The organism is Saccharopolyspora sp. 6V (genome assembly GCF_020176785.1).
In the GTDB taxonomy this organism is placed as follows: Bacteria; Actinomycetota; Actinomycetes; order Mycobacteriales; family Pseudonocardiaceae; genus Saccharopolyspora_C; species Saccharopolyspora_C gregorii.
The window spans coordinates 1-23,380 of the sequence record NZ_JAIUKB010000096.1 but is presented as its reverse complement, the minus strand read 5'-3'; the positions used below and the strand labels follow the sequence as shown (position 1 = coordinate 23,380).

At 73.6% G+C, this 23,380-nt stretch carries 23 protein-coding genes; 14 read left to right on the top strand and 9 right to left on the bottom strand.

The window, feature by feature from the left end:
• Window positions 1-275: 275 nt before the first annotated feature.
• The 11 genes from LCD35_RS19435 to LCD35_RS19385 all read left to right on the top strand — a co-directional run bounded on the left by LCD35_RS19435 (window position 276) and on the right by LCD35_RS19385 (window position 9,331).
• Window positions 276-1,094, top strand: a complete 819-nt coding sequence (locus LCD35_RS19435) for a CoA transferase subunit A (RefSeq protein WP_224966897.1) — start codon at window positions 276-278, stop codon at window positions 1,092-1,094.
• Window positions 1,091-1,852, top strand: a complete 762-nt coding sequence (locus tag LCD35_RS19430) for a CoA-transferase subunit beta (RefSeq protein ID WP_224966896.1) — start codon at window positions 1,091-1,093, stop codon at window positions 1,850-1,852. Before LCD35_RS19435 ends, LCD35_RS19430 begins: the two co-directional genes overlap by 4 nt.
• Window positions 1,849-3,030, top strand: a complete 1,182-nt coding sequence (locus LCD35_RS19425; RefSeq protein ID WP_225044605.1) for a thiolase family protein — start codon at window positions 1,849-1,851, stop codon at window positions 3,028-3,030. Before LCD35_RS19430 ends, LCD35_RS19425 begins: the two co-directional genes overlap by 4 nt.
• A gap of 14 nt (window positions 3,031-3,044) precedes the next feature.
• Window positions 3,045-3,767, top strand: a complete 723-nt coding sequence (gene pcaH, locus LCD35_RS19420; protein ID WP_224958693.1) for a protocatechuate 3,4-dioxygenase subunit beta — start codon at window positions 3,045-3,047, stop codon at window positions 3,765-3,767.
• Window positions 3,767-4,336 (top strand): protocatechuate 3,4-dioxygenase subunit alpha, encoded by a 570-nt coding sequence (pcaG, locus tag LCD35_RS19415; protein WP_224966894.1) that lies wholly within the window; start codon window positions 3,767-3,769, stop codon window positions 4,334-4,336. The genes pcaH and pcaG overlap by 1 nt, the downstream gene beginning before the upstream one ends.
• Before the next feature lie 19 nt (window positions 4,337-4,355).
• Window positions 4,356-5,669 carry a 3-carboxy-cis,cis-muconate cycloisomerase gene (gene pcaB / locus LCD35_RS19410; protein ID WP_255615230.1) on the top strand — a complete coding sequence of 438 codons (1,314 nt, stop codon included), beginning with the start codon at window positions 4,356-4,358 and terminating at the stop codon, window positions 5,667-5,669.
• Window positions 5,666-6,427 (top strand): 3-oxoadipate enol-lactonase, encoded by a 762-nt coding sequence (gene pcaD, locus LCD35_RS19405; RefSeq protein WP_224958687.1) that lies wholly within the window; start codon window positions 5,666-5,668, stop codon window positions 6,425-6,427. The genes pcaB and pcaD overlap by 4 nt, the downstream gene beginning before the upstream one ends.
• Window positions 6,424-6,807, top strand: coding sequence for a 4-carboxymuconolactone decarboxylase (gene pcaC, locus LCD35_RS19400; RefSeq protein WP_224958685.1), 384 nt, complete (start codon window positions 6,424-6,426; stop codon window positions 6,805-6,807). The genes pcaD and pcaC overlap by 4 nt, the downstream gene beginning before the upstream one ends.
• Before the next feature lie 84 nt (window positions 6,808-6,891).
• On the top strand, window positions 6,892-7,689 hold the full coding sequence (locus LCD35_RS19395; protein ID WP_224958683.1) for an IclR family transcriptional regulator: 798 nt from the start codon (window positions 6,892-6,894) through the stop codon (window positions 7,687-7,689).
• A 101-nt stretch (window positions 7,690-7,790) separates the two neighbouring features.
• Entirely contained in the window at window positions 7,791-8,333 is a 543-nt protein-coding gene (locus tag LCD35_RS19390) for a MarR family winged helix-turn-helix transcriptional regulator (RefSeq protein WP_224958681.1), read from the top strand.
• The gene (locus tag LCD35_RS19385) at window positions 8,330-9,331 is read left to right on the top strand and encodes an LLM class flavin-dependent oxidoreductase (protein ID WP_225044604.1); all 1,002 of its coding nucleotides are present in this window, start codon (window positions 8,330-8,332) and stop codon (window positions 9,329-9,331) included. Before LCD35_RS19390 ends, LCD35_RS19385 begins: the two co-directional genes overlap by 4 nt.
• Window positions 9,332-9,370: 39 nt before the next feature.
• Here the strand turns inward: LCD35_RS19385 and LCD35_RS19380 are convergent, their stop codons facing one another.
• From LCD35_RS19380 to LCD35_RS19355, 6 genes are all read right to left on the bottom strand, one after another.
• Window positions 9,371-9,835 (bottom strand): hypothetical protein, encoded by a 465-nt coding sequence (locus LCD35_RS19380; RefSeq protein ID WP_224966892.1) that lies wholly within the window; start codon window positions 9,833-9,835, stop codon window positions 9,371-9,373.
• Window positions 9,836-10,355: 520 nt separating this feature from the next.
• Complete coding sequence (locus LCD35_RS19375; protein WP_224958675.1) at window positions 10,356-11,390, bottom strand: DUF3616 domain-containing protein; 1,035 nt, start codon at window positions 11,388-11,390, stop codon at window positions 10,356-10,358.
• Window positions 11,391-11,679: 289 nt separating this feature from the next.
• Window positions 11,680-12,606, bottom strand: a complete 927-nt coding sequence (locus LCD35_RS19370) for a sugar kinase (protein ID WP_224966890.1) — start codon at window positions 12,604-12,606, stop codon at window positions 11,680-11,682.
• Between the two features lie 61 nt (window positions 12,607-12,667).
• On the bottom strand, window positions 12,668-13,882 hold the full coding sequence (manD, locus tag LCD35_RS19365) for a D-mannonate dehydratase ManD (RefSeq protein ID WP_224962821.1): 1,215 nt from the start codon (window positions 13,880-13,882) through the stop codon (window positions 12,668-12,670).
• Complete coding sequence (locus LCD35_RS19360) at window positions 13,879-14,901, bottom strand: alcohol dehydrogenase catalytic domain-containing protein (RefSeq protein ID WP_224962819.1); 1,023 nt, start codon at window positions 14,899-14,901, stop codon at window positions 13,879-13,881. The genes manD and LCD35_RS19360 overlap by 4 nt, the downstream gene beginning before the upstream one ends.
• Before the next feature lie 62 nt (window positions 14,902-14,963).
• Window positions 14,964-16,283 carry an MFS transporter gene (locus LCD35_RS19355; protein WP_224962817.1) on the bottom strand — a complete coding sequence of 440 codons (1,320 nt, stop codon included), beginning with the start codon at window positions 16,281-16,283 and terminating at the stop codon, window positions 14,964-14,966.
• A 138-nt stretch (window positions 16,284-16,421) separates the two neighbouring features.
• On the opposite strand from LCD35_RS19355, the gene LCD35_RS19350 reads away from it, so the two are divergent.
• Together LCD35_RS19350 and LCD35_RS19345 are read left to right on the top strand one after the other, a co-directional pair.
• A complete protein-coding gene (locus LCD35_RS19350) occupies window positions 16,422-17,165 on the top strand; it encodes an IclR family transcriptional regulator (protein WP_224962816.1) in 744 nt (247 codons plus the stop codon).
• A gap of 289 nt (window positions 17,166-17,454) precedes the next feature.
• A complete protein-coding gene (locus LCD35_RS19345; protein ID WP_224962814.1) occupies window positions 17,455-17,682 on the top strand; it encodes a hypothetical protein in 228 nt (75 codons plus the stop codon).
• Between the two features lie 12 nt (window positions 17,683-17,694).
• Here LCD35_RS19345 and LCD35_RS19340 read toward each other — a convergent pair whose 3' ends face one another.
• The 3 genes from LCD35_RS19340 to LCD35_RS19330 all read right to left on the bottom strand — a co-directional run bounded on the left by LCD35_RS19340 (window position 17,695) and on the right by LCD35_RS19330 (window position 20,939).
• Complete coding sequence (locus LCD35_RS19340; protein ID WP_224962812.1) at window positions 17,695-18,264, bottom strand: GNAT family N-acetyltransferase; 570 nt, start codon at window positions 18,262-18,264, stop codon at window positions 17,695-17,697.
• Window positions 18,254-19,771: an APC family permease gene (locus LCD35_RS19335; protein WP_224962810.1), complete on the bottom strand. Its 1,518-nt coding sequence runs from the start codon at window positions 19,769-19,771 to the stop codon at window positions 18,254-18,256. The genes LCD35_RS19340 and LCD35_RS19335 overlap by 11 nt, the downstream gene beginning before the upstream one ends.
• 331 nt (window positions 19,772-20,102) lie before the next feature.
• On the bottom strand, window positions 20,103-20,939 hold the full coding sequence (locus LCD35_RS19330; protein ID WP_224959853.1) for a GPP34 family phosphoprotein: 837 nt from the start codon (window positions 20,937-20,939) through the stop codon (window positions 20,103-20,105).
• Between the two features lie 458 nt (window positions 20,940-21,397).
• Between LCD35_RS19330 and LCD35_RS19325 the strand changes: the two genes are divergently transcribed.
• Window positions 21,398-23,278 (top strand): ABC transporter ATP-binding protein, encoded by a 1,881-nt coding sequence (locus LCD35_RS19325; RefSeq protein ID WP_374108113.1) that lies wholly within the window; start codon window positions 21,398-21,400, stop codon window positions 23,276-23,278.
• Window positions 23,279-23,380: the final 102 nt, after the last annotated feature.

The following is a 23,380-nucleotide window of genomic DNA, read 5'->3' as shown; positions in this document are numbered from 1 at the left end:
TAGGGGCCGGCACCGCTCAATGGACATGCCGCCCCCGCCGTCTTCGCCTTAACCGCCGGGTACGCCGCATCCGGCGGCAACAACGGTCCGCTCACCCGGGTCGATCGCACCGCTCCGGCCGCCGGGCCGGGGAGTGAACGGACCGTTCGCCTCATCTCGTTGGTCGAACGGTCCGTTCAGCACTGCGCCGGGCGGTGCTTGACCGCGTCGCCGCGGCGGCACTAGTGTTCGCGCAAAGAACACATGTTCACTATGCGCACGATCGGAGCGGATCGGTGGCACGCATCCTCGCCTTGGACGAGGCGATCGCCGAGTTGGTCGCCGACGGCGACGTGATCGCACTCGAAGGCTTCACCCACCTCATCCCGGTCGCCGCCGGGCACGAGATCATCCGGCAGCGCAAGCGCGACCTGGTGCTGTGCCGGATGACGCCGGACATCGTCTACGACCAGCTCATCGGCGCCGGGTGCGCGCGCAAGCTGGTGTTCTCCTGGGGCGGCAACCCCGGAGTCGGTTCGCTGCACCGGTTCCGGGACGCCGTGCAGCACTCCTGGCCGGTGCCGCTGGAGATCGAGGAGCACAGCCACGCGGGCATGGCCAACCGCTACGCCGCGGGCGCCTCCGGACTGCCGTTCGCGATCCTGCGCGGCTACACCGGCACCGACCTGCCCGCGCACACCGACTCCATCAAGACCGTCACCTGCCCGTTCACCGGCGAGGAGCTGGCCGCGGTGCCCGCGCTGAACCCGGACGTCGGCATCGTGCACGCGCAGCAGGCCGACCGGCAGGGCAACGTGCAGCTGTGGGGCATCACCGGCGTGCAGAAGGAGACCGTGCTCGCCGCGAAGCGCTCCCTGGTGACCGTCGAGGAGGTCGTCGACGAGCTCACCCCGCGGCCCGGCGCCGTGGTGTTGCCGAAGTGGGCCGTCACCGCCGTCGCCGAGGTCCCCGGCGGCGCCCACCCCTCCTACGCGCAGGGCTACTCGGAGCGGGACAACGACCACTACCGGCGCTGGGACGCGATCTCCCGCGACCGCGCCGAATTCGAGGCGTGGCTGGACCGCGAGGGCCTGGCCGAGAGGAGCGCGCGATGACGTTCACCGCCGACGAGATGATGAGCGTCGCGGCCGCGCGCTCGCTGACCGACGGTGCCGCCTGCTTCGTCGGCATCGGGCTGCCCAGCACCGCCGCGAACCTGGCCCGCCGCACCCACGCCCCCGACCTGGTGCTGATCTACGAATCGGGCACGCTCGGCGCGAAACCGGACCGGCTGCCGCTGTCCATCGGCGACGGGGTGCTCGCCGACACCGCGGATTCCGTGGTGAGCGTGCCGGAGATCTTCAACTACTGGTTGCAGCCGGGCCGCATCGACTTCGGGTTCCTCGGCGGCGCGCAGATCGACCGTTTCGGCAACATCAACTCGACCGTGATCGGGGACGACTACGCGGACCCGAAGGTGCGGCTGCCAGGCGCGGGCGGTGCCCCGGAGATCGCCGCTTCCTGCAAGGAGGTGCTGGTGGTGATGCGGCAGAGCACCCGCAGCTTCGTCGACTCCGTCGACTTCACCAGTTCCGTCGGCTACGGCCGCGGCGCGGGCGATCGGGAGCGGTTGGGGCTGCGCGGGCGCGGACCGGTGAAGGTGATCACCGACCTGGGCGTGCTCGAACCCGATCCGCGGACCTGCGAGCTCACCCTCACCCGGCTCAGCCCCGGCGTGTCCGTCGAGCAGGTGCGGGCCGCCACCGGCTGGGACCTCGCAGTCGCCGACCCGCCCACCGTGCAGGCACCCCCGACCGGCACCGAACTGCGGGTGCTGCGGGAACTCAAGGCCACGATCGGAGCAGAAGCATGAGCAACGGCGCTCACATCCTCGACGCGGTGCGCACGCCCTTCGGCCGCTACGGCAAGGGCCTCGCCGAGGTGCGCCCGGACGACCTGGCCGCGCACGTGGTGCGCACCCTCGTGGACCGCTCCCCCGGGCTGGATCCGGCGCGCATCGAGGACGTCGCGTTCGGCGACGCCAACGGCGCCGGGGAGGACAACCGCAACGTGGCGCGGATGGCGGCGCTGCTCGCGGGGCTGCCGACCGGCGTCGCGGGCGCCACCGTCAACCGGCTGTGCGGGTCCGGGCTCGAAGCCGCCATCGGCGCCAGCCGTGCCGTGGAGACCGGCGACCACGAGCTCACCATCGCCGGCGGCGTCGAATCGATGAGCCGCGCGCCGTGGGTCCTGCAGAAGCCCGAGGGCGGTTTCCCGCGCGGGCACGAGACGCTGCACTCGACCACGCTCGGCTGGCGGATGACGAACCCGGAGATGCCGGAGCGCTGGACCATCGGGCTCGGCGACTCCGCCGAACTGCTCGCCGACCGCTACGGCATCGGCCGCGAGGCCCAGGACGAGTTCGCGGTGCGCAGCCACCGCCGCGCCGCCGCCGCGTGGGAGGCCGAGGCGTTCGACCGCGAAGTGGTCCCCGTGCCGGGCACCGAGCTGACCGCGGACGAGGGCGTGCGGGCGGACAGCTCGGTGGCGAAGCTCGCGAAGCTCAAGCCCGCGTTCCGCGAGGGCGGCACCGTCACCGCGGGCAACTCCTCCCCGCTCAACGACGGCGCCGCCGCGCTGCTCATCGGCTCCGAAGCGGTCGCCGCCGACCTGGGCGTCACCCCGCTGGCCCGGATCGCCGGGCGCGGCGTCGCCGGGGTGGATCCGGACGTCTTCGGCATCGGGCCGGTCGCGGCGGCGGAGACCGCGCTGCGCCGCGCGGGCATCGGCTGGGGCGACCTGACCGCGGTGGAGCTCAACGAGGCGTTCGCCGCGCAATCGCTGGCCTGCCTCGCCGAATGGCCGGACCTGGACCCGGAGATCGTGAACGTGCGGGGCGGCGCCATCGCCCTCGGCCACCCGCTAGGCGCGTCGGGCGCGCGCATCCTGGGAACCCTGGCGCACCAGCTGCGGGCCGCGGGTGGCGGCTGGGGGCTGGCGGCGATCTGCATCGGGGTCGGGCAGGGCCTGGCCGTGGTCCTGCAGGCGTGAAGGAGGAGCCGACGATGAGCATGCTGCTGCCGCACTACCCGCCCGACACCGCCTCGCACCCGCCGCTGGACAGCGCCGAGTACCGCTCCTCGGCGCTGCGGTACCCGAAGCAGCCGCTGCGGCTGCTGCCGCAGTACCTCACCGAGGTCACCGGCCCGCTGCTGGGCCACGACCGGGTGGGTGAGCACGACCACGACCTGACCGCCGGGCACGCGGGCGAACCGCTGGGCGAGCGGATCGTCGTCAGCGGCCGGGTCCTCGACTCCGGCGGGAAACCGGTGCCGCACACGCTGCTGGAGCTGTGGCAGGCGAACTCGGCGGGCCGCTACCTGCACTCCGGCGACCGGCACCCGGCACCGCTGGACCCGAACTTCACCGGCGTGGGGCGGGCGATGACGGACGCGGACGGCCACTACCGGTTCGTGACGATCAAGCCGGGCGCCTACCCGTGGCGCAACCACGACAACGCGTGGCGGCCGGCGCACCTGCACTTCTCGCTGTTCGGGCAGGCGTTCACCCAGCGGTTGATCACCCAGATGTACTTCCCGGGCGATCCGCTGTTCGGCCAGGACCCGATCTTCAACTCGGTGCGCGACCCGGCGGCGCGGGAACGCATGATCAGCCGGTTCGACCTGGCTAGCACCGTGCCGGAGTGGGCGCTGAGCTACAAGTTCGACATCGTGCTGCGCGGCGCGCACGCCACCCCGTTCGAGGACGACGAGGAGGACGACGACTGATGCCGGAGCAGGGTGAGCTCACCACGCCGTCGCAGACGGTCGGACCGTTCTACGCGCTGCCGGACGGGTTGCTGTGGCCGGACGGCCCCGAGGTCGTCGCGCCCGGCGCGCCCGGCGCGGTCCTGTTGCGCGGGACCGTGTTCGACGGCGCGGGCGAGCCGGTGCCGGACGCGGTGCTGGAGATCTGGCAGGCCGACGAGCGGGGCCGGTTCGCCCACCACGCTGATCCGCGCGGCGCGGCGGGCTCGTTCCAGGGATTCGGGCGTTGCGGCACCGATCCGCGGGGCGATTTCTGGTTCCGCACGGTCAAACCCGGCCCGCTGCCGACGCCCGACGGGCGCACCGAAGCACCGCACCTGGACGTGACGGTGCTGGCGCGCGGCATGCTGCAGCGGCTGGTGACCCGGGTGTACTTCCCGGACGAGGCCGCCGCGAACGCCACCGACCCCGTGCTGTCCACCGTGGAGGAGGAACGCCGGGGCACGCTGGTCGCTGTCGCCGAACCGGACGGGCTGCGCTTCGACGTCCGCCTCCAGGGCGACGGCGAGACCGTCTTCTTCGAGCTCTGAGGCCGCGATGTTCACCCCGATGTTCAGCACGCCGGAGGCCGAACGGCGCACCGGCACGGCGGCGTGGGCGCAGGCGATGCTCGATTTCGAGGCGGCCCTGGTCCGCGCGCAGGCCCGCGCCGGGGTGGTCCCGCCGGACGCGGCCTCGCGGATCGCGGCGCACTGCCGGGCCGAGGAGTTCGACCTGGAGTCCATCGCGCGCCGCGCCGTCGGCTCGGCGACTCCGGTGATCGCGCTGGTCGCGGACCTGACCGCCTTGGTGGAACCCGCGGACCGCCCGCACGTGCACGTGGGCGCCACCAGCCAGGACGTGCTGGACACGGCCGCGATGCTGGTCGCCCGCCGCGCGCTGCGCGGGGTGCTCGCCGACCTGCGCGGCGCCGCCGACCGGTGCGCCGAGCTGGCGCGGGAGCACCGCGGGACGCTCATGATCGGGCGCTCGCTGCTGCAGCAGGCGCTGCCGACGACGTTCGGCCGCCGCTGCGCGAGCTGGCTGACCGCGCTGGACGAGTCCGCGGACGCGCTGGACCGGGTGGTCGCCGAGCGGCTCGCGGTGCAGCTGGGCGGCCCCGCCGGAACGCTCGGATCGCTCGGCGACCGGGGCACGGCCGTGCTCGGGCACCTCGCCGCCGAGCTGGGCCTGGCCGAACCGGTGCTGCCGTGGCACACCGACCGCACCCGCGTCGCCGAACTCGCGGGCGCGCTGGGCGCGGTGGCGGGCGCGCTCGGCAAGATCGCGCTGGACGTGGAGCTGCACGCGCAGACCGAGGTCGGCGAGCTCGCCGAGGGCAGCTCCGGCGGTTCCTCGGCGATGCCGCACAAGCAGAACCCGGCGGGTTCGGTGCTGATCACCGCTGCCGCGCACCGGGTGCCCGGCCTGGTGGCGACGCTGCTGGCGGCGATGCCGCAGCCGCACGAGCGCGCCGCCGGGACCTGGCAGGCCGAATGGGAACCGCTGACCGAACTGCTGCGCCTGGTCGCCGCCGCCTCCTCCGGCGCGGAGCGGCTGCTGGCCGGGCTGCGGGTGCGCACCGATCGGATGGCGGCGAACGTGGAGCTCACCGCCGGGCTGGTGATGGCCGAGAGCGCGTCCGCCGCGCTGCGCGGCGCGCTGGGCGGCACCGAGGCGCGGCAGCTGGTCGCCGAGCTGTGCGGGCGGATCGTCGAGCGCGGCGGCACGTTGCGCTCCGCGCTGCTCGCCGACGAGCGGGTGCGGGCGGTGCTGTCCGAACCGGAGGTCGTCGCGGCGACCGAGCCCGCCGACCACCTCGGATCGGCCGGGGCGTTCGTGGACCGCGCCCTGGCCCGGCACGACCTCGGAGGGAACCGATGATCCCGCACCACGACCTGACCGGACCGGACGGTGCCGAGGTGCTGGTGCTGTCCAATTCGCTGGGCACCGCCCTGGGGCTCTGGGACGGGCAGCTGCCGGTGCTCGCCGAGCACTTCCGGGTGCTGCGTTACGACCAGCGCGGGCACGGCGGCACCGCCGCACCACCCGGCCCGTACCGGCTCGGCGAGCTCGGCACGGACGTGCTGGAGCTGCTGGACCGGCTCGGCGTGGCCCGCGCGCACTTCGCGGGGGTGTCGCTGGGCGGCATGACCGGCATGTGGCTGGCCCAGCACGCGCCGGAGCGGATCGGGCGGCTCGCGCTGATCTGCACCTCCGCCGAGCTCACCCCGCGCCAGGCGTGGCGGGACCGCGCCGCGCAGGCCCGGCGGGAGGGCACCACGTCGATGGTCGCGAGCTCCCTGGAGCGCTGGTTCACACCCGCGTTCGCCGGCGGGGACGGGGTGGTGCCGTTCGCCGCCGCGCTCAGCGCCTGCGACGACGAGGGCTACGCGAGCTGCGCGGAGGCGATCGCCGAGCTGGACCTGGTGGACGGCCTGCCGCGGATCACCGCGCCGACGCTGGTGCTCGCCGGCCGCGAGGACCCGGCCACTCCCCCGCCGCACGCCGAACGCATCGCCGCCGCGGTGCCCGGTGCGCGCCTGGAGATCATCGACGACGCCTCGCACCTGGCCGTCGCGGAACGGCCGGACGCGGTGAACGCCCTGCTGCTGGACCACTTCACGAGGAGCGCGCGATGACCGACGACACGACCCGGCACGCCGAGGGCATGGCGGTGCGCCGCGAGGTGCTCGGCGACGCGCACGTGGACCGCGCCGTCGCGGCGACGACCGAGTTCACCGCCGGATTCCAGGACTTCATCACCCGCTACGCGTGGGGCGAGCTGTGGACCGGGGACGGGGTGCCGCGCCCGACCCGCAGCTGCCTGACGCTGGCGATCCTCGCCGCGACCGGCTGCGAGGAGGAGTTCGCGATGCACGTGCGCGCCGCCCGCCGCAACGGCGTCAGCCCCGAGGAGATCCGCGAGGTGCTGATGCACGTCGCGATCTACGCCGGGGTGCCGAAGGCGAACCGCGCCTTCGCCCTCGCCCGGGACGTGCTCGCCGCCGAGGACGGCTGACGGGTGCCGCGGGCGGCCCGGGTGTCGTGTGTGGAACGGTAGGTGCCCGGGGGCGAGGGCCGCTCCGGACGAGCGAGGAGAGCGATGGAACCGGCTTCGGAATCCGGCGGGTACGTGCAGTCGCTGGCGCGCGGCCTCGCGGTGATCCGCGCGTTCGACGAGACGCGGCCGGAGATGACGCTCAGCGACGTCGCGCGGGCCACCGATCTGTCCCGCGCCGCCGCCCGCCGGTTCCTGCACACCCTAGTGCAGCTGGGCTACGTGTGGACGGACGGCAGGCGGTTCGCGCTGACGCCGCGGGTGCTGGAGCTCGGCTTCGCCTACCTGTCCAGCGTGTCGCTGCCGGAGATCGCTCAGCCGCACCTGGAACGCCTGGTGTCGCGGGTGCACGAGTCGGCGTCGGTGTCGGTGCTCGACGGCGACGACATCGTCTACGTCGCCCGGGTGCCCACCAGCCGCATCATGACCGTGTCGATCAACATCGGCACCCGGTTCCCCGCGTACGCGACCTCGATGGGCCGGGTGCTGCTGGCGAACCTGCCGGACGAGCGGCTGGACGACTTCCTCGCGCGGGTGCGGCTGGACCCGCTGGGCCCGCACACAGTGGGCAGCGCCGCGGAGCTGCGCGCCGAGCTGGCGCGGATCCGCGAGCAGGGCTGGTCGCTGGTGGACCAGGAGCTGGAGGCGGGGCTGCGGTCGATCGCCGCGCCGATCCGGGACCGCGCGGACCGGGTGGTGGCGGCGGCGAACATCTCCTCGCACGCCAGCCGCACCACGGCCGAACAGGCGCGGGAGAACCTGCTGCCGCCGCTGCTGGAGACGACCGGGGCGATCGGCGCGGACCTGCGCTCGGCGCCCGGTTCGGCGGCCACCGCGCGGTGATCGGCTGAGGCCCGGGGCTCCCGAACGGCCCTGCCCGGCACCCCTCGGTCCGATATCGGTATCGTACCGGTATCGCCGGAACGCCGAGGAGGGACGAGACCGTGACCGACGCGCAGCACCCCCGCGCCGCGGCCGGCACCGAGCTCCCCGAGCCGGGCCCACCGAGCGAACCGGACGGCACCACCTGCGACGCGATCGACACCGTCGAGTTCCAGACCGCAGTGCTGATGCGCAACCTGGAGATGCTGTGCCGCCGCGGCGAACTCCACCAAGAAGTGGACCGCGCCGGGTACCTGCTGCTGCGCACCCTGATCGCGCGCGGCCCGTCCGACATCGGCGGGCTCGCCGCCGCGCTCGGCCTCGACCCGTCCACGACCGGCAGGCAGGTGCTCGCCGCGGAACGCGCCGGGCACCTCACCCGCAGCCCCGACGGCGCCGACCGCCGCCGCAGCGTCCTGGCGATCACCGGCTCCGGTGCGGCGGCGGTGCGCGCGGTGTGCGAACGCCGCCGCGAACGCACCGCGGCCCTGCTCTCCGGCTGGAGCGAGCAGGACCTGCGGCTGCTGTCCGAGATGGTCAGCCGCTACAACCGGGCCATCGCCGAGGAATTCCTGGAAACCGACCCGCCCGGAGGGGCTTCGTGACCGCACCGCACGTTCCGCTCGACGTCCTCGACCTCGTCTCCGTCAGCGAGGGCTCCACCATCGCCGACGCGATCGCCTCCTCGATGGCGGCCGCCGAACTCGCCGACGAGCTCGGCTACTCGCGGGTGTGGTACGCCGAGCACCACAACACCCCGTACCTCGGCGCCACCGCGACCGCGCTGCTCATCGCGCAGGCCGCCGACCGCACCGAGCGGATCCGCGTCGGCTCCGGCGGCATCATGCTGCCCAACCACGCGCCGCTGCAGGTGGCGGAGTCGTTCGGCACCCTGGCCCAGTTGCACCCCGGGCGGATCGACCTCGGGCTGGGCCGCGCGCCCGGCACCGACCAGCTCACCGCCCAGCTGCTGAGCCGCTCCGGGGCGGACGCGCAGAGCTTCGCGAACTCGATCTACGACCTCACCGGCTGGTTCGGCGACGAAGGCCGCGGACACAGCGCACCGGTCACCGCGGGGCCGGCGACCGGGACGCACGTCCCGCTGTGGGTGCTGGGGTCCACGGTGAACGGAGCGTCCATCGCGGGGCAGCTGGGCCTGCCGTTCGCGGTGGCCTCGCACTTCGCGCCCGCCGACCTGGACGAGATCGTCGAGGTGTACCGCTCCGCGTTCTCCACCGAGGCACCGACCGCGCAGCTTACCGAGCCGCACCTGATGATCGGCGTGAACGTCCTGGTCGCTCCTTCCGACGAGGAGGCGGCGCGGCTGTGGACGACGGTGCAGCGCATGTTCGTCAACGTGCGCAGCGGAAACCGGCGCGCCCTCGAAGCACCGGTGGACCCCGACGCGGTCGACGCTCGGGAACGCCACTTCGCCGACGCGATGCTCGGCATCAACGCCGTCGGCTCCCCGGAGACCGCGGTGCACCGGCTGGAGGAGCTGGTGACCCGCACCGGCGCCGACGAGCTGATCACCGTCACCTACTGCCACGACCCCGCCGACCGCCTCCGCTCCCTGAAGCTCCTCGCCGAAGCCTGGTTCTGAGCTCGCTCCGGGGCTGGATCGGGTCCGCCGATCTGCGGTTCAGCTTCGTAGCCTGCCCGCGAGGTCTTCGACGACTCCGAGGACTTCCGCGCGAAGCTGCTCGGTGGCTGCACCGACGTGGTCGCGCCACTGGCGTCGGCCGTCTGCTGTGATCAGTTCGGTGCACACCGCGCTAGGTAGTTCGGCTTTGACCGCGTCACCTTCGTCCAAGTGGAGCAGGCCGATTCGTGCGAGTGCGCGGATGCTGCGCAGCGCGGACTCCCGGGAACCGATCGCTTCGCCGGTGCCGCCTTGGGCGTCGGTTGCCGCTGCGAGGTTGAGCCGGCTCCTGGCCAACAGTTCCGAACGCGTGCCTCCCGGTGGCAGGCGACTCGCAGCCCGGGCGCCGAGGTCGGCTGTGGTGGCCCATGCCCGCAGGTACCCGCGGGATTCGACGAACTCGGCGCAGCGAATGGCCAATCGCGCGCACCATTCGAACATCCCCTCGGCGAACGCCCTGCACACGACCGCGATCCGGTTCGCTCGTTCCCGAGCGTCCGCGGTGATCAGGTTGTGGGCACTGATCGCTTCGGCGCTGCCGCAGGGGCGCTGTTCGGCGTGGCGGGGATGTGGGAGCCCTGAGACGGAACGGAGGCAGCTGCGTTCGGAGTGTCCGTGGCCCCGCAACCTCTCGGGCGGTAATCACTGGAATAGCTCATCACCTTCGCCTCCCCCGGACACCGCGAGCTCCATCTGCGGATGACCATGGAGTGTAGGCGAATCGGGCAGGGGTGTTCGCGGCTTCCGCAATCGCGTAGCGAGACCGCATATCGCAGGGGATCGATTCGGCACGACCGCTCATCGGGTGTTGTCGATCTGTGTTGTCAGGGGTGCGGGGTAACGCCTATCAGATGCTTCGGCCGATGAGGAGCTTGGCAATGAGGTGGATCACGACGAGGGTGATCATGCTTTCCGCATGGGCAACGAGTTCCTGACTGGTTCTGCCCGCCAACCCCGGATCCACAACACGCGCTGAGCCGTCCGGTCAGTCCGGGGCGAGGACGTCGGCGAGGACCGTGCCGGGTTCGGGCAGGCGCGCCGGGGCGGGGCTGTCGTGGACGACGAGGAGGTCGCCGCCAGGCAGCACGGTGATGCCCTCGGCGTGGTCGCGGCCTTCGCCGTGCGGCAGGTCGGCCACCCGGACCAGTTCGTCGCGGCGCACGACCTCCGGCAGGTCGGCGCGGGCGGCACCGGGCCAGCGGTACAGCCGCACCGGGCCGGACAGCGCCATCGACGGCCCGGCGAGCACCAGCAGGTCGTCGCCGTGCGGGCACAGGTCGCGGACGCCGAGGCCGTCGAGGTCCAGGAAGTGCTTGGCGTAGCGCCGGTGCCCGTCGACCTTGCGCAGCACCAGCTCGCCGTCCTCCTCGCGGGGCGCCAGCCGCAGCACCACCGCCCAGCCGCGCAGCACCGGGCCGCGCAGGCCCAGCAGCACCCGCTCCGCGCCGGGCTCGCCGTGCACCGCGATGCCCTCGACGTCGAAACCGTTGTCCTTGCCGGGGATCGGCAGGAACGGCGCCAGGTGCGGGTCGTCGGCCAGCAGCTCGCGCAGGCCCGGTTCGCCGAGCGCCGCGCTGCGCGCCCCGTCGCGGGTGCGGCGCACCGGGACGCCGTCGGAGAGCGCGACCCGCGCCAGCACGCGGCGGGCCGGTTCCGGCACGACGGTGGCGAGGCGCTTGGCGGCCTTCGCGTCCGAGTGGTGGGCCTTCGGCTTCTTGCGCTTCGCGCTGTGCGAACCGACGACCCACAGGTAGGGGCCGCGGCGGGCCAGGCCCTCCACGTCGATCTCCTCGTCGGCGCCGCCGGGCAGGTCCAGCACCTCGGTGAGGTCGAACGAGACGTGCTCGGCGTACTCGGGGCGCGGTGCGTCGGTGCGGGTGAAGCGCTCCACCGTGGCGCTCTCGTCGCCGCCGACCCACAGGTGGTGGCCGTCGGCCCGGACCGCGGACAGGTTGACGTGCGTCTCCGCGCGCACGGCGTCGGAGTGGAAGCGCAGCGCGGCCGTACGAGTGGTCCCCATGCGCCTTTTCTACATGGGTGCTTCCTCGCTCATTTTGCGTGGCACCGGGGTGGCGGAACCTCAGCGGTTCCCTCGCTGCGGGATCGATTTCCCAAGTGGCTCCGCCACGAGGGAAATCGCTGTCCTCGCGACGGAACCGATGAGAACCCGCGGGTGGTCCGGTTGCTCGGGCGGGCGGCGGCTCAGCGGCTTCGCCGCTGACAGGAAACGGCGGAGGGCTGCGGGCGGGGGGGGCCGCTGAGGTTCCGCCACCCGAGCACGACGCACCCCGAGTTCAACCGACAGGCGGTCACCCGACGGGCGCCGCGGACCGCCGGGGCAGCACCGACTCGGCGACGATCGCGCCGCGGTGCCGGATCACCGTGGCGGCCAGCTCCTGCGCGCGGTGCGCCGCCGCGACCGGATCGGCACCGGTGAGCCGAGCCGCGAGGTAACCGGCGTCGAACGCGTCCCCGGCGGCGGTCGAGTCCACCACGGACTCCACCGGCACGGCAGGCACCCGCACGACCCGCTCGCCGTCGAGGACGACGCAGCCCGCGGCACCGTCCTTGACCGCGACGTCCGCCACCCCGGCCACCCGGAGCCTGTCCACTGTGGACTCCGCGGTGGGGTCGCCGAACAGCGCCTGCTCGTCGGAGAACGTGGGCAGCCCGACCGCCGTCAGCGACCACAGCTCCCGCACCTGCTCGGCCGCCGCGGCGGCACCGTCCCACCCGGTCGGCCGGTAGTTGCTGTCGAAGGACACCCGGCCACCGGCGTCGCGGAACCGCCGCAGCGCCGCGCGCAGCCGCTCCCGCGCGGGCGGCGCGAGGATCTGCAGGCTGATCGCCGACAGGTGCACCAGGTCGTAGCCGTCGAAATCCGGTTCCCCGTCCGCGAACAGGCCGCGGGCCGCCGACTGCGAGCGGTAGTAGGTGAACGAGCGCTCGCCGTGCTCGTCGGTGCGCACCAGGTACAGCCCCGGCTGCGCCCCGGCGACCCGGCCGATCCGGTCGGTACCGACGCCCTCCGCGCGCATCGCCGCCACGATCCGGTCGCTGTAGTGGTCGTCCCCCACCAGGGTCAGGTAGTCCACCTGCAGCTCCGCGGGCCCGGTGAGCCGGGACAGGTAGGTCGCGGTGTTGAACGTGTCCCCCGCGCAGCCCAGCGACAGCACGTCCGCTTCCCGGTGGGTCAGTTCGATCATGCATTCGCCGATGGCCAGTACCCGGATCACGCCCGGTCCTCCCCGTCTCGTCCCGCCCGGCGGCGCCGGGTGATCACCGATTCCACCACGCTCACCAGTCGTGCATCGAGCCGTCCCGCAATCGGTTCACCGGCAGGTACTTCGGCGAGTACGGGTAGCGGGCCGCGGCCTCCTCGTCGAGCTCCACGCCGAGACCGGGGGCGTCGCCGGGATGCATGTAGCCGTCCCGGAACGAGTAGTTCACCTTGAACACCTCACCCGCCGGATCCAGATGACCCATGTACTCCTGCACGCCGAAGTTCGGCACCGTCAGGTCCAGGTGCAGCGCGGCGGCGAACGACACCGGCGACAGGTCGCCCGCGCCGTGCGAACCGGTGCGCACCCCGTGCAGCGCCGCCAGCTCGAACACCTGCCGCAGGTGGGTGATCCCGCCGGTGTGCGACACCGAGGTGCGGATGTAGTCGATCAACCGCTCGCTGATCAGGTGCTTGCAGTCCCAGATCGAGTTGAACACCTCGCCGACCGCGATCGGCGTGGTGGTGTGCTGCCGGATCGTGCGGAACGCCTCCTGGTCCTCGGCCGGGGTGGGGTCCTCGATCCAGAACATCCGGTACGGCTCCAGCGACTTGCCCAGCTGAGCGGCCTCCAGCGGCGAGAGCCGGTGGTGCACGTCGTGCAGCAGGTGGAAGTCGTAGCCGAACCGCTCCCGCACGGCGCGCATCAGCTCCGGCGCGAACTCCAGGTACGCCGGGGTGTGCCACACGTTGTCCGAGGGCATCGCCGCGTCCGCCGGTTCGTAGGTGGAACCGGTCCCCGGGTGGTGCAGCCCGTAGGTGCTCTCCAGGCCGGGCACGGCGGCCTGCACCCGGATCGCCCGGTACCCGCGCTCCCGGTAGGCGGCGACGTCGTCGAGCAGCTCCTCGACGCTCTGCCCGCTGGCGTGCCCGTAGATCATCACGCCCTCGCGCGCGGCGCCGCCGAGCAACCGGTGCACCGGCAGCCCGGTCTCCTTGCCGAGCAGGTCCCACAGCGCGACGTCGACGGCGGCGATCGCGGTCATCGTCACCGGCCCGCGCCGCCAGTAGGCACCGCGGTACAGGTACTGCCAGATGTCGTTGATGCGCCCCGAGTCCCGCCCGATCAGCAGCGGGCACACGTGGTCGCGCAGGTAGGAGGCGACGGCGAGCTCGCGCCCGTTGAGCGTGGCGTCGCCGAGCCCGGTCAGCCCGTCCTCGGTGGTGATCTTCAGCGTGACGTAGTTGCGGCCGGGGCAGGTGACGACGACGTCGGCGGCGGTGATCTTCACGGGGTCTCCTCGGCGAGCACGGCGATCTTCAGATGATCGCGTTCGGTCAGTGCGGTGCGCAGCGCCCGATCGGCTTCGGCGAGCGGGAACCGGGCGGTGACCATCCGCTCCAGGTCGGCCCGCCCGGAGCGCAGCAGCGCCGCGGCGGCGGCGAACGCTCCCGGTCCGTAGCGGAAGCAGCCGCGCACGTCGATCTCCCAGCGCTGCGCCGCCGCCAGCAGGTCGGGCGCCGCGGGCCGGTTCGCGGGGATCCCGACCAGGGCGACGACGGCGCCGGGAACCAGCGCGTCCAGGCGCACCGCCTCCGGCGCACCGGAGCACTCCAGCTGCTGGTCGAAGGCACCCGGCTCGGGGTGGACGGTGCCGGTGTCCAGCACCTCGTCCGCTCCGGCCCCGGCGGCGAGGTCGAGCCGCCGCCGATCGACGTCGGTGAGCACGATCCGCGCGGCGCCCGCGGCGCGGGCCGCCGCGACCGCGAGCTGCCCGATCGGCCCCGCTCCCGTGACCAGCACCGAGGCGCCGCTGACCACCCCGGCGCGGCGCACCGCCCAGCAGGCCACCGCGAGGGGTTCGACCAGCGCGGCCACCGCCGGATCGGTCCCGGGCGGCACCCGGTGCACCAGTTCCGCGTCCACCACCAGCGTGCCGCGGATCGTGCCGTGCACCGGCGGCGAACCGAAGCAGCGCCCCGACGGGCACAGGTTGTAGCGGCCCGCCGCGCAGGTCGGGCAGCGGCGGCACGGGCGCGCCGGTTCGACCGCGACGGATGCGCCGAGCAGTCCCGCGTCGACGCCCTCGCCGAGTTCGACGACCACCCCGGAGGCCTCGTGCCCCAGCACCGTGGGCGAGCGCAGCACGTTCGACCCGTTGCGGCCGTCGGCGTAGTAGTGCAGGTCGCTGCCGCACAACCCGGTGGCGCGCACCGCCACCCGCACCGCACCGGGCCGCAGCGGCTCCGGCTCCACCTGTTCCACCCGCAGGTCCCGGGCACCGTGCAGCACGGCGGCTCGTTCGCTCACCACTCCTCCACTCCGTCAGCTCCTCGTTTCCGCGCCCCCGTCCGGGGAAGTCCGCCGCGGACTCACGTGCGGACCGGCAGCGGCTCCACCTTGCGGATCAGCACCCCGTAGGAGAACGCGCCCACCAGGCCCAGCACCCCGGACAGCACCAGCGGCGCCACGAACGATCCGCCGGTCGCCGTCTGCAGCACGCCGGTGACGATCGGGCCGACGAACCCGGCGATGTTCGACGCGCAGTTCTGGATGCCCGCCAGCGAGGACACCTGCCCGGGCTGCGGCGCCACGTCCGCGGGCAGCGACGCCACCGACGCCGCGCTGAACGCCAGGCTCGCGTAGGAGATCGACAGCAGCACCACCGCGGTCGCCGCGTTCGGCACCACCACCGCCAGCGCGATCACGGAACTCAGCAGCATGCCCGGGATCAGGCAGGTCTTGCGGGCCCGGGTGAGGCTCCAGCCGCGCCGCACCAGCGAATCCGACGCCCAGCCGCCGAGCAGGCTGCCGCCGATCGCCACCACGCCGGGGATCGCACCGACCGTGCCCAGCTCCAGCAGGTCGAAACCGCGCGCCTGCACCAGGTAGCTCGGGAACCAGGTGATGAAGAAGAAGATGATGTAGTTCAGGCAGAAGAAGCCCAGCATCATCGCCCACACCGTGCGGTACCGGAACAGGTCGCGCCAGCGCACCTTCGGCCCGTCGTCCGATGTGGACTCCTCGCGCGCGCCGCCCGCCCGGATGTAGGCCAGCTCCTCGTCCGTCACCCGCGGGTGGTCCTCCGGTTCGTGGTAGGACAGCCACCACCACCCCGCCCACAGCAGGGCGAGGACGCCGACGACGATGAACGCGGCCCGCCAGCCCTCCCAGGCGATGATCGCGGTCACCACCGGCAGCGCCACCGCGGTGCCCGCCCGCGCGCCGTTGTCCCAGATGCTGTTGGCGAAGGCGCGCTCGCGGCGCGGGAACCAGCGGGACACGACCTTCGCCGAACCCGGGTAGCCGGTGGACTCGCCGATGCCCAGCAGGAAGCGGAACACCAGCAGCGACAGCAGCCCGGTGACCAGGCCGGTGAGCATCGTCGCCACGCCCCACACCAGGGCGCCGAGCGCGAACGCGCGCTTCGCCCCGATCCGGTCGATGAGGGCACCGGCGGGGAGCTGGAAACCCGCGTACGCCAGGAAGAACGTGCCGAGCACCAGCCCCTGCACGCTCGGGTCGAAGCCCAGGTCGTGGTTCATCGACGGCAGCGCCACGCTCAGCGCGGAGCGGTCCACGTAGTTCACCGAGAGGCCGACGAAGCACAGCAGCGCCATGCCCCACCGCAGGTTGTGCGCGCGGCCGCGGGGGCGGGCCGCCCCGGTCGCGGCCTCGGTTCGCCCGGTCATCGCTCCTCCTCGAGCCGCCCGGTTCCCGCGCCGACGAAGCATCGTTCCGTTCCGCGGAATACCGTTCTGCTGATGCGAACGGTAGCGTAAGGGGCAGATCACCGGAAAATCAACGGCCGAGGAAGCGGTGCAGCACCTATGAGCTCCGGCGCCACCGAAGGCAGCGCACTGCGCACGCTGCGCGTGCTCGAAGCAGTGGCCCGCACCGGCGGCCCGCACCGGCTCGGCGAGATCGCCGCCGACACCGGCATCGCCAAACCCAGCACGCACCGCATCCTCAGCGGGCTCAGCGGCGCCGGGTACGTCGTCAGCGACGGCGACGGCGCCTACGGCCTCGGCCCCCGCGCCTACGCGCTGTCCGCCACCATCGCCTCCGCCGAGGACACCGGCGGCGACACCGTGCTGCGCCGGTTCCAGTCCGAGGTCCAGCAGACGGTGCACGTGGCGCTGCGCAGCGGCGATCACGCCATCTACGTGCGCAAGGTGGACAGCCCCGGGCCGTACCGGATGGCGTCCCGGATCGGCGGCGTGCTGCCGCTGCACTGCACCGCCATCGGCAAGGCCGTCCTCGCCCACCTGCCCGCGGACGAACGGGCGCCGCTGCTGCGAGATCTCACCGCCCGCACCGAGCGCACCACCACCGATCCCGCCGTGCTGGAGCAGGAGCTGGCCCGGGTGCGGGCCGACGGCTGCGCGCTCGACGACGAGGAGAACGAGCCGACCATCCGCTGCCTCGCCGCCCCGATGCTGGACCGCGCGGGCCGGCCGGTCGGCGGGGTGAGCATCTCGACGATCACCTTCCAGACCCCGAAGGAGGCGCTGCTGGCGCACGCGGACCGGTTGGTCGAGACGGCCGCGCTGCTCGCGCCCCTCTACACCTGACCACCGCCCGGCATCCCGCACCGCCGCGCGTTTTCCCCCGGGCGATGGGGAAAATCGGACGTCGCGGGCGCGGGGAACGCCGCCGAATCGCAACCCTCCGGCAACCGGATCGGAGTACGCTCGGTCACCACACTGGTGACGACGGTGACCGCGCGGCACCCGGCCGGGTCCGCTCCACCCCCGGCCCCCGAAACCGATGATCCCTCGATCCGGTGAGTTCGGGAACCGGACGGGCCGGACCGGAGTCGGAACCGGTTGCCGTCAGGAGTCGGCGAAGGGAGTCACTGCAGTGGATCAAGTCCGCGCCCGGTTGCGCGGCGGGCCCGAGGACGGCCGCGAGGTCAGCGTCCCCGCCGATCCCACCGGCCACCCCGTTCCGCGCATCACCGTGCCCGTCCGCGTCCCGGAGCAGCGCCGCGCGACCGCACCACCGCCGCTGCTGGTGTACGAGCGGTCCGGCTCGAAGCACACCGGAACCTGGGACTTCGACTACGTCGGAGCCGAGTCCCAGACCTGACCCCGGCGCACCTCACCGACCGGCCACCGCTCGCCACATCGGGTGCAGCAGCGGACCGCCGGGCAGTTCGATCGGCGTGCCCAGGTCGGCGAAGCCCAGCCGCTGGTACAGCGCGCGGCTGGCGGTGCTGCTCGCCTCCAGGTACGTGGGCAGCCCGGCCCGGTCGCACTCGCGCAGGCTCGCGGCCAGCGCGGCCGTGCCCGCTCCGGCGCGCTGCCGGTGCGGCGGGACGCCGATCAGCGACAGGTACCAGTGCGCGACCAGCGGGTGCCGCTCCCCGGTGAGCTCGCTGAAGGTCGCGAACCGGTCGGCGAAGGGCCCGAGCAGCTCGTGGAGCCGCCGTTCCCCCTCGTCATCCAGCGTCTTGGGCGGCTCCCGCCCGTCGCCGCGGAACCACACCTGCACCGCCGAACCCGTGGTCACCACGGCACCCGTGCGTTCGGCGTGCGCGACGGTCAGCTCGAACCACGCTTCGTACAGCGGTCTGCGCCGCGCGGGATCGGGCACCAGCCAGCAGGAGACCGCGTCGTGGACGAACGCGCTGACCAGCGTCCGGACGGGCAGGTCGAGGTCAGTTCGCATCGCCGGGCTCCTCGGCTCGATCGATCGTGGCGGATCGCGCTCCCATGCCGATCCGCGCGTAGGCATCCGGCCGGCGCACCCGCAGCACCGCGCCCCAGCAGAACCCGGCCAGCGCGACCGCCAGGTACGCGCCGGGCAGCGCCCACGCCGCCGCGGAACCCGGCGGCAGGCCCAGCACCGTGCCGAAGGAGCGCAGGGTCAGGACCAGGATCCCGGTGAGCACCACCGCCGCGATGCCCGGCGCCAGCAACGTCCGCCACCGCCCGCACCCGTGCCCCGGCACCCGCAGGAAGTAGCCGACGACGGCGAACGAGGTGGCGGTGACCAGGCACAGCACGCCGAGCGCTCCACCGGACGCACCCCAGAAGAACAGGTGGACGATCGGGTCCCACCCGGTCACCGCGAACAGCGCGACCACCAGCGCGGTGACGACGCTCTGCGTCACCGATCCCGCGGTGGGCGCCGAGGTGCGCGGGCTGGTGACCCCGAGCGCGCGCGGCCCGATGCCCTCCCGGCCGAGGGCGAACAGGTAGCGGGCGCACACGTGGTGGAACGACAGCATGCCCGCGAACAGGCTCGTCACGTACAGCGCGGACCCGAGCGTGACCAGTGCGGGCGGCAGCCGGTCGGCGGCGAGCACGAACATCAGCTCGGTGGAGTGCTCCCCGGCGGCGGCCACGATCCGGTCCGGTCCGGTGGCCACGGTCAGCGCCCAGGTGGAGAGCCCGTAGATCCCGCCGATCAGCGCCAGCGACAGGTAGGTGGCGCGCCCGACGGTCCGCGGGTCGCGGGCCTCCTCCGCGAGCACCGTGGAGTTCTCGAAGCCGATGAACCCGGTGAAGGCGATCACCAGGATCACCCCGGCCGCGGCGGTGCCGAGCTGCAGCGGGTTCAAGGTGGTCAGCGTGACCCCGGGCGCGGCGGGGTCGGTGACGAACGCCAGGTCGTAGAGCAGGATCATCGCGATCTCGGCGAGCAGCAGCACGCCCAGCACGCGCCCGTTGACGTCGATGCGCAACACCCCGAGCACCGCGACGAGCCCGGTGCCCACCCCGGAGAACACCCACCACGGCAGCGCGGGCCCACCGGCCTGGTGCAGGAAGTCCGCCGCCCCCACCCCGCAGCCGCCGACCAGGCTGACCTGCACCATCGCGTAGGCGAGCACGGCGACCCCGCCCGCTGCGGTGCCGCTGGTCCGGCCGAGCCCCTTCGCGATGTAGGCGTAGAACGCCCCCGCGTTCTCCACGTGCCGGGACATCGCTACGTAGCCGACGGCGAACAGGCCCAGGACGACCGCGACCGCCAGGTAACCGACGGGGATGCCGTTCACGCCCGAGACGGCGAACCCGCTGACCGCTCCCCCGCCGACGACGGTCTCCGGGGCCGCCGCGGCGACAGTGAAGAAGATGATCGACCACATGCCGAGGCGGGAGGCGGCGAGCGAGTTCGCCACCGGTCCCGGGCGGGGTGATCGCTCCGCCGATCTGGGCAGGGTGGACGGTGGCACGGTCGGTTCTCCTCGTTGGTCGGGGGGGGGCGGGGGGGGGGGGGGGGGGGGGGGGGGGGGGGGGGGGGGGGGGGGGGGGGGGGGGCCCCCGGGGCCCCCCCCCCCCCCACCGGTGTTCGGACGTGGTGCCGGCGCCGCTGCGGTGCGGAACTCGGCTGCCGCGGCCGGGAACTCGCCTGCAGCGGTGCAGGCCTTCCCCGGCGCGGCGGGGAACTCGTTGCCGCCGTGCGGGTGCTCCCCCGCCTCGGTGCGGGTGCCGGTGCGGAGTTCCGCGGTCCCGCTGTCGGGGTCGGTGCGCCGGGCCGCGGATCCGCTTCCCGGGGCACCGCGTTCATCTCCGCGGGGTCATGGCCCACTGCTCGCGGGCGGCGGTCACCTCCGCGACGATCGTGCGCAGGCCCGCGGGCAGCCGGGGCAGCCACTGCTCGGCCCGCTGCTCCGCGCGGCGCTGCACGGGGCGGGGCAGGCCGAGCCGGCCGGTGACGCCGGTGCCGGTGACCAGCAGGGCCAGCGCGACCTCGGCCTGGGCGTCCGGGACGGTGATCATCCCGGAGCGGATCGCGGCGGATTCCTCGTGCGTGAAGGTGTCCACCACCGCCTCCGCCGGGGCGCGCTGGTCGAGCCGGACCGGGCGCCAGGCGACCGCGGGCCCGGCGCGCCACCCGCCGGTGACCGGGACCTCGCGGACCACGTCGATGATGGTGAGCCGGGCGCGGACCTTCTCGGTCGCCGTGCCGGACAGGTACTGGATCCAGGTGCGCACCGAGTGCTGCGGCTCGGAGCGGATCTCGCGCAGCACCGACCAGGACAGGAAGTCCGGCGGCATGCCCTTGCCCGCCGGGCGGACGGTGGGCAGCACGCCGATCTCGTCCTCCAGCAGCAGTTCGGCGAGCAGGCCGCCCGCGCAACCGAGCGCGACCAGCTTGGGGTCCACCCGCGCGGCGAGCCGGTCGGTGCCGGTGTGCGCCACCAGGAAGTAGCGGTCGGCCAGCCGCAGCGGGATGCGGCCGGTGCGGGTGGCCCGTTCCCGGGACGCGCGTTCCGCGCGCGGATCCGGCGCCCGGGCGTCCGGGCCCTCCTCGTCCGGCAGGTCCTGTGACGTGGTCAGGACGGCTCGCGGCAGCCGGCGCGACCGGCCGCCGTTCACCGCGCCCTCGTGGATCGGCATGAACACCCCAGTGACTCGGTTTCCCCCGGGAAACGCCCTCGCGACGATGACTCCGCAGCGTTTCCAACCCGGGACACAGCGTAATCGTTCCCGGTGCGGGCCAAGATCCTCCAGAAGCGCGATGTTCGCTGTGATCAAGCCGACCCGACTTCGCTCGTTCGAGTGGTCATCAGTGGTCCGGCGTCGGAAACCCCTTGACGCGGAACGACTTCCCCTTCGAAAGCGGGCGCTCGCGGCACCGGCGGCGGGACGCCCGGAACACCCGGCCGCTCCCCGGCGTTTGACTTCGAGTTAACGCGAACTAGCACGATCGGCGCCGACCCACCACGAACGCCCCCGCGCCCGGTCCGAACCGCGGTCCCGTCCCAGGACGCCGCCCGCACCGGCCGCGCACCGCACCGGCTCCGCGACCGACCCGAACCGGCCGGCGGAGCCGCCACACCGAGAGGAACCACCACATGACCAGCTGGGAGACGATGCGCTCCTTCGCCAGCGACGACTCGGTGACCAGGCAGCGCCTGGCGCCCGGGCTCGCCAGGCGGATCGCGCGCTACGCCCGCCCGTACCTGCGCGACATCGTCCCGTTCCTGGTGCTGGTCGCCGCGGCCGCCGTGCTCGGCGTGGTGACCCCGCTGCTGTTCAAGGCGATCATCGACCACGGCATCCTGCCGCGAAACCCGGGCGTGGTGCTGTGGCTGGCGCTGGCCGTCGCCCTGGTCGCGGTGCTGGAGGCCGGGATGTCGCTGCTGCAGCGCTGGTACTCCGCGAAGCTCGGCGAAGGCCTCATCTACGACCTGCGCTCCGAGGTGTTCGACCACGTGCAGCGGATGCCGGTCGCGTTCTTCGTGCGGGCGCAGACCGGGTCGCTGGTCAGCAGGCTCAACACCGACGTGATCGGCGCCCAGCGCGCGCTGACCAGCACCCTGTCCTCGGTGGTGTCGAACGTGCTGAGCCTCGTGCTGGTGCTGGCGACGATGTTCACGCTGTCCTGGCAGATCACGCTGATCGCGCTGGCGCTGCTGCCGCTGTTCCTGCTGCCGGTGCGCTGGGTCGGCCGCCGGTTGCAGCGGATCACCCGCGAGCAGATGAAGACCGACGCCGAGCTGAGCTCGCTGATGACGGAGCGCTTCGGCGTCGGCGGCGCGATGCTGGCGAAGCTCTACGGCCGGGCCGACGAGGAGGCCGGGATGTTCTCCTCCCGGGCGGCGCGGGTCCGCGACCTGGGCGTGGTCTCGGCGATGTACAGCCGGGTGTTCTTCGTGGCGCTGACCCTGCTGGCCTCGCTGGCCACGGCCGTGGTGTACGGCCTCGGCGGCGGGCTGGTGATCTCCGGGGCGTTCGAGCTGGGCACGCTGGTGGCGCTGGCGACGCTGCTGAGCAGGCTCTACGGCCCGCTGACCGCGCTGTCCAACGTGCACGTGGACGTGATGACGGCGCTGGTCAGCTTCGACCGGGTCTTCGAGGTGCTGGACCTGCGGCCGATGGTCGAGGAGAAGCCGGACGCGGTGGTGCTCGACTCCCGGACCGAGCCGGCGGCCGTCGAGTTCGACGGGGTGTCGTTCCGCTACCCGGCCTCCGCGGAGGTGTCGCTGGCCTCGCTGGAGTCGGTGGCGCGCCCGGAGAGCGCCCCGGCGCACGAGGTGCTGCACGACATCAGCTTCCGCGCCGAGCCGGGTCAGACCATCGCGCTGGTGGGGCATTCCGGCGCGGGCAAGACGACGATCACGCACCTCGCGGGACGGCTCTACGACGTGGACGCGGGCAGCGTCCGGGTCGGCGGGCACGACGTGCGGGACGTGGCGCTGCGTTCGCTGTACTCGACGGTCGGCGTGGTCACCCAGGACGCGCACCTGTTCCACGACACGATCCGCGCGAACCTGGCCTACGCGCGGCCCGGGGCGTCCGACGCCGACCTGCTGGCCGCGCTGCGCACCGCGCAGCTGCAGGACCTGGTGGCCGACCTGCCGGACGGGCTGGACACGGTGGTCGGCGACCGCGGCTACCGGCTCTCCGGCGGGGAGAAGCAGCGGTTGGCGATCGCGCGGTTGCTGCTGAAGGCACCGCCGGTGGTCGTGCTGGACGAGGCCACCGCGCACCTGGATTCGGAATCGGAGGCGGCGGTGCAGCGGGCCCTGTCCACGGCGTTGGCCGGGCGGACCGCGCTGGTGATCGCGCACCGGCTGTCCACGATCCGCGAGGCGGACCGGATCCTGGTGATCTCCGGTGGCCGCATCGCCGAGCAGGGCACCCACGCCGATCTGCTCGCCCGCGACGGCCTCTACGCGGAGCTGCACCGCACCCAGTTCGCCGATTCTGCGGAGGCCGTCTCGACCACCTGATCCACCAGGGGCGTGGGGGGGGGCCGCCCCCCCGCCGCCCCCCCCCCCCCCCCCCCCCCCCCCCCCCCCCCCCCCCCCCCCGCCGCCGCGCCCCCCCCCCCC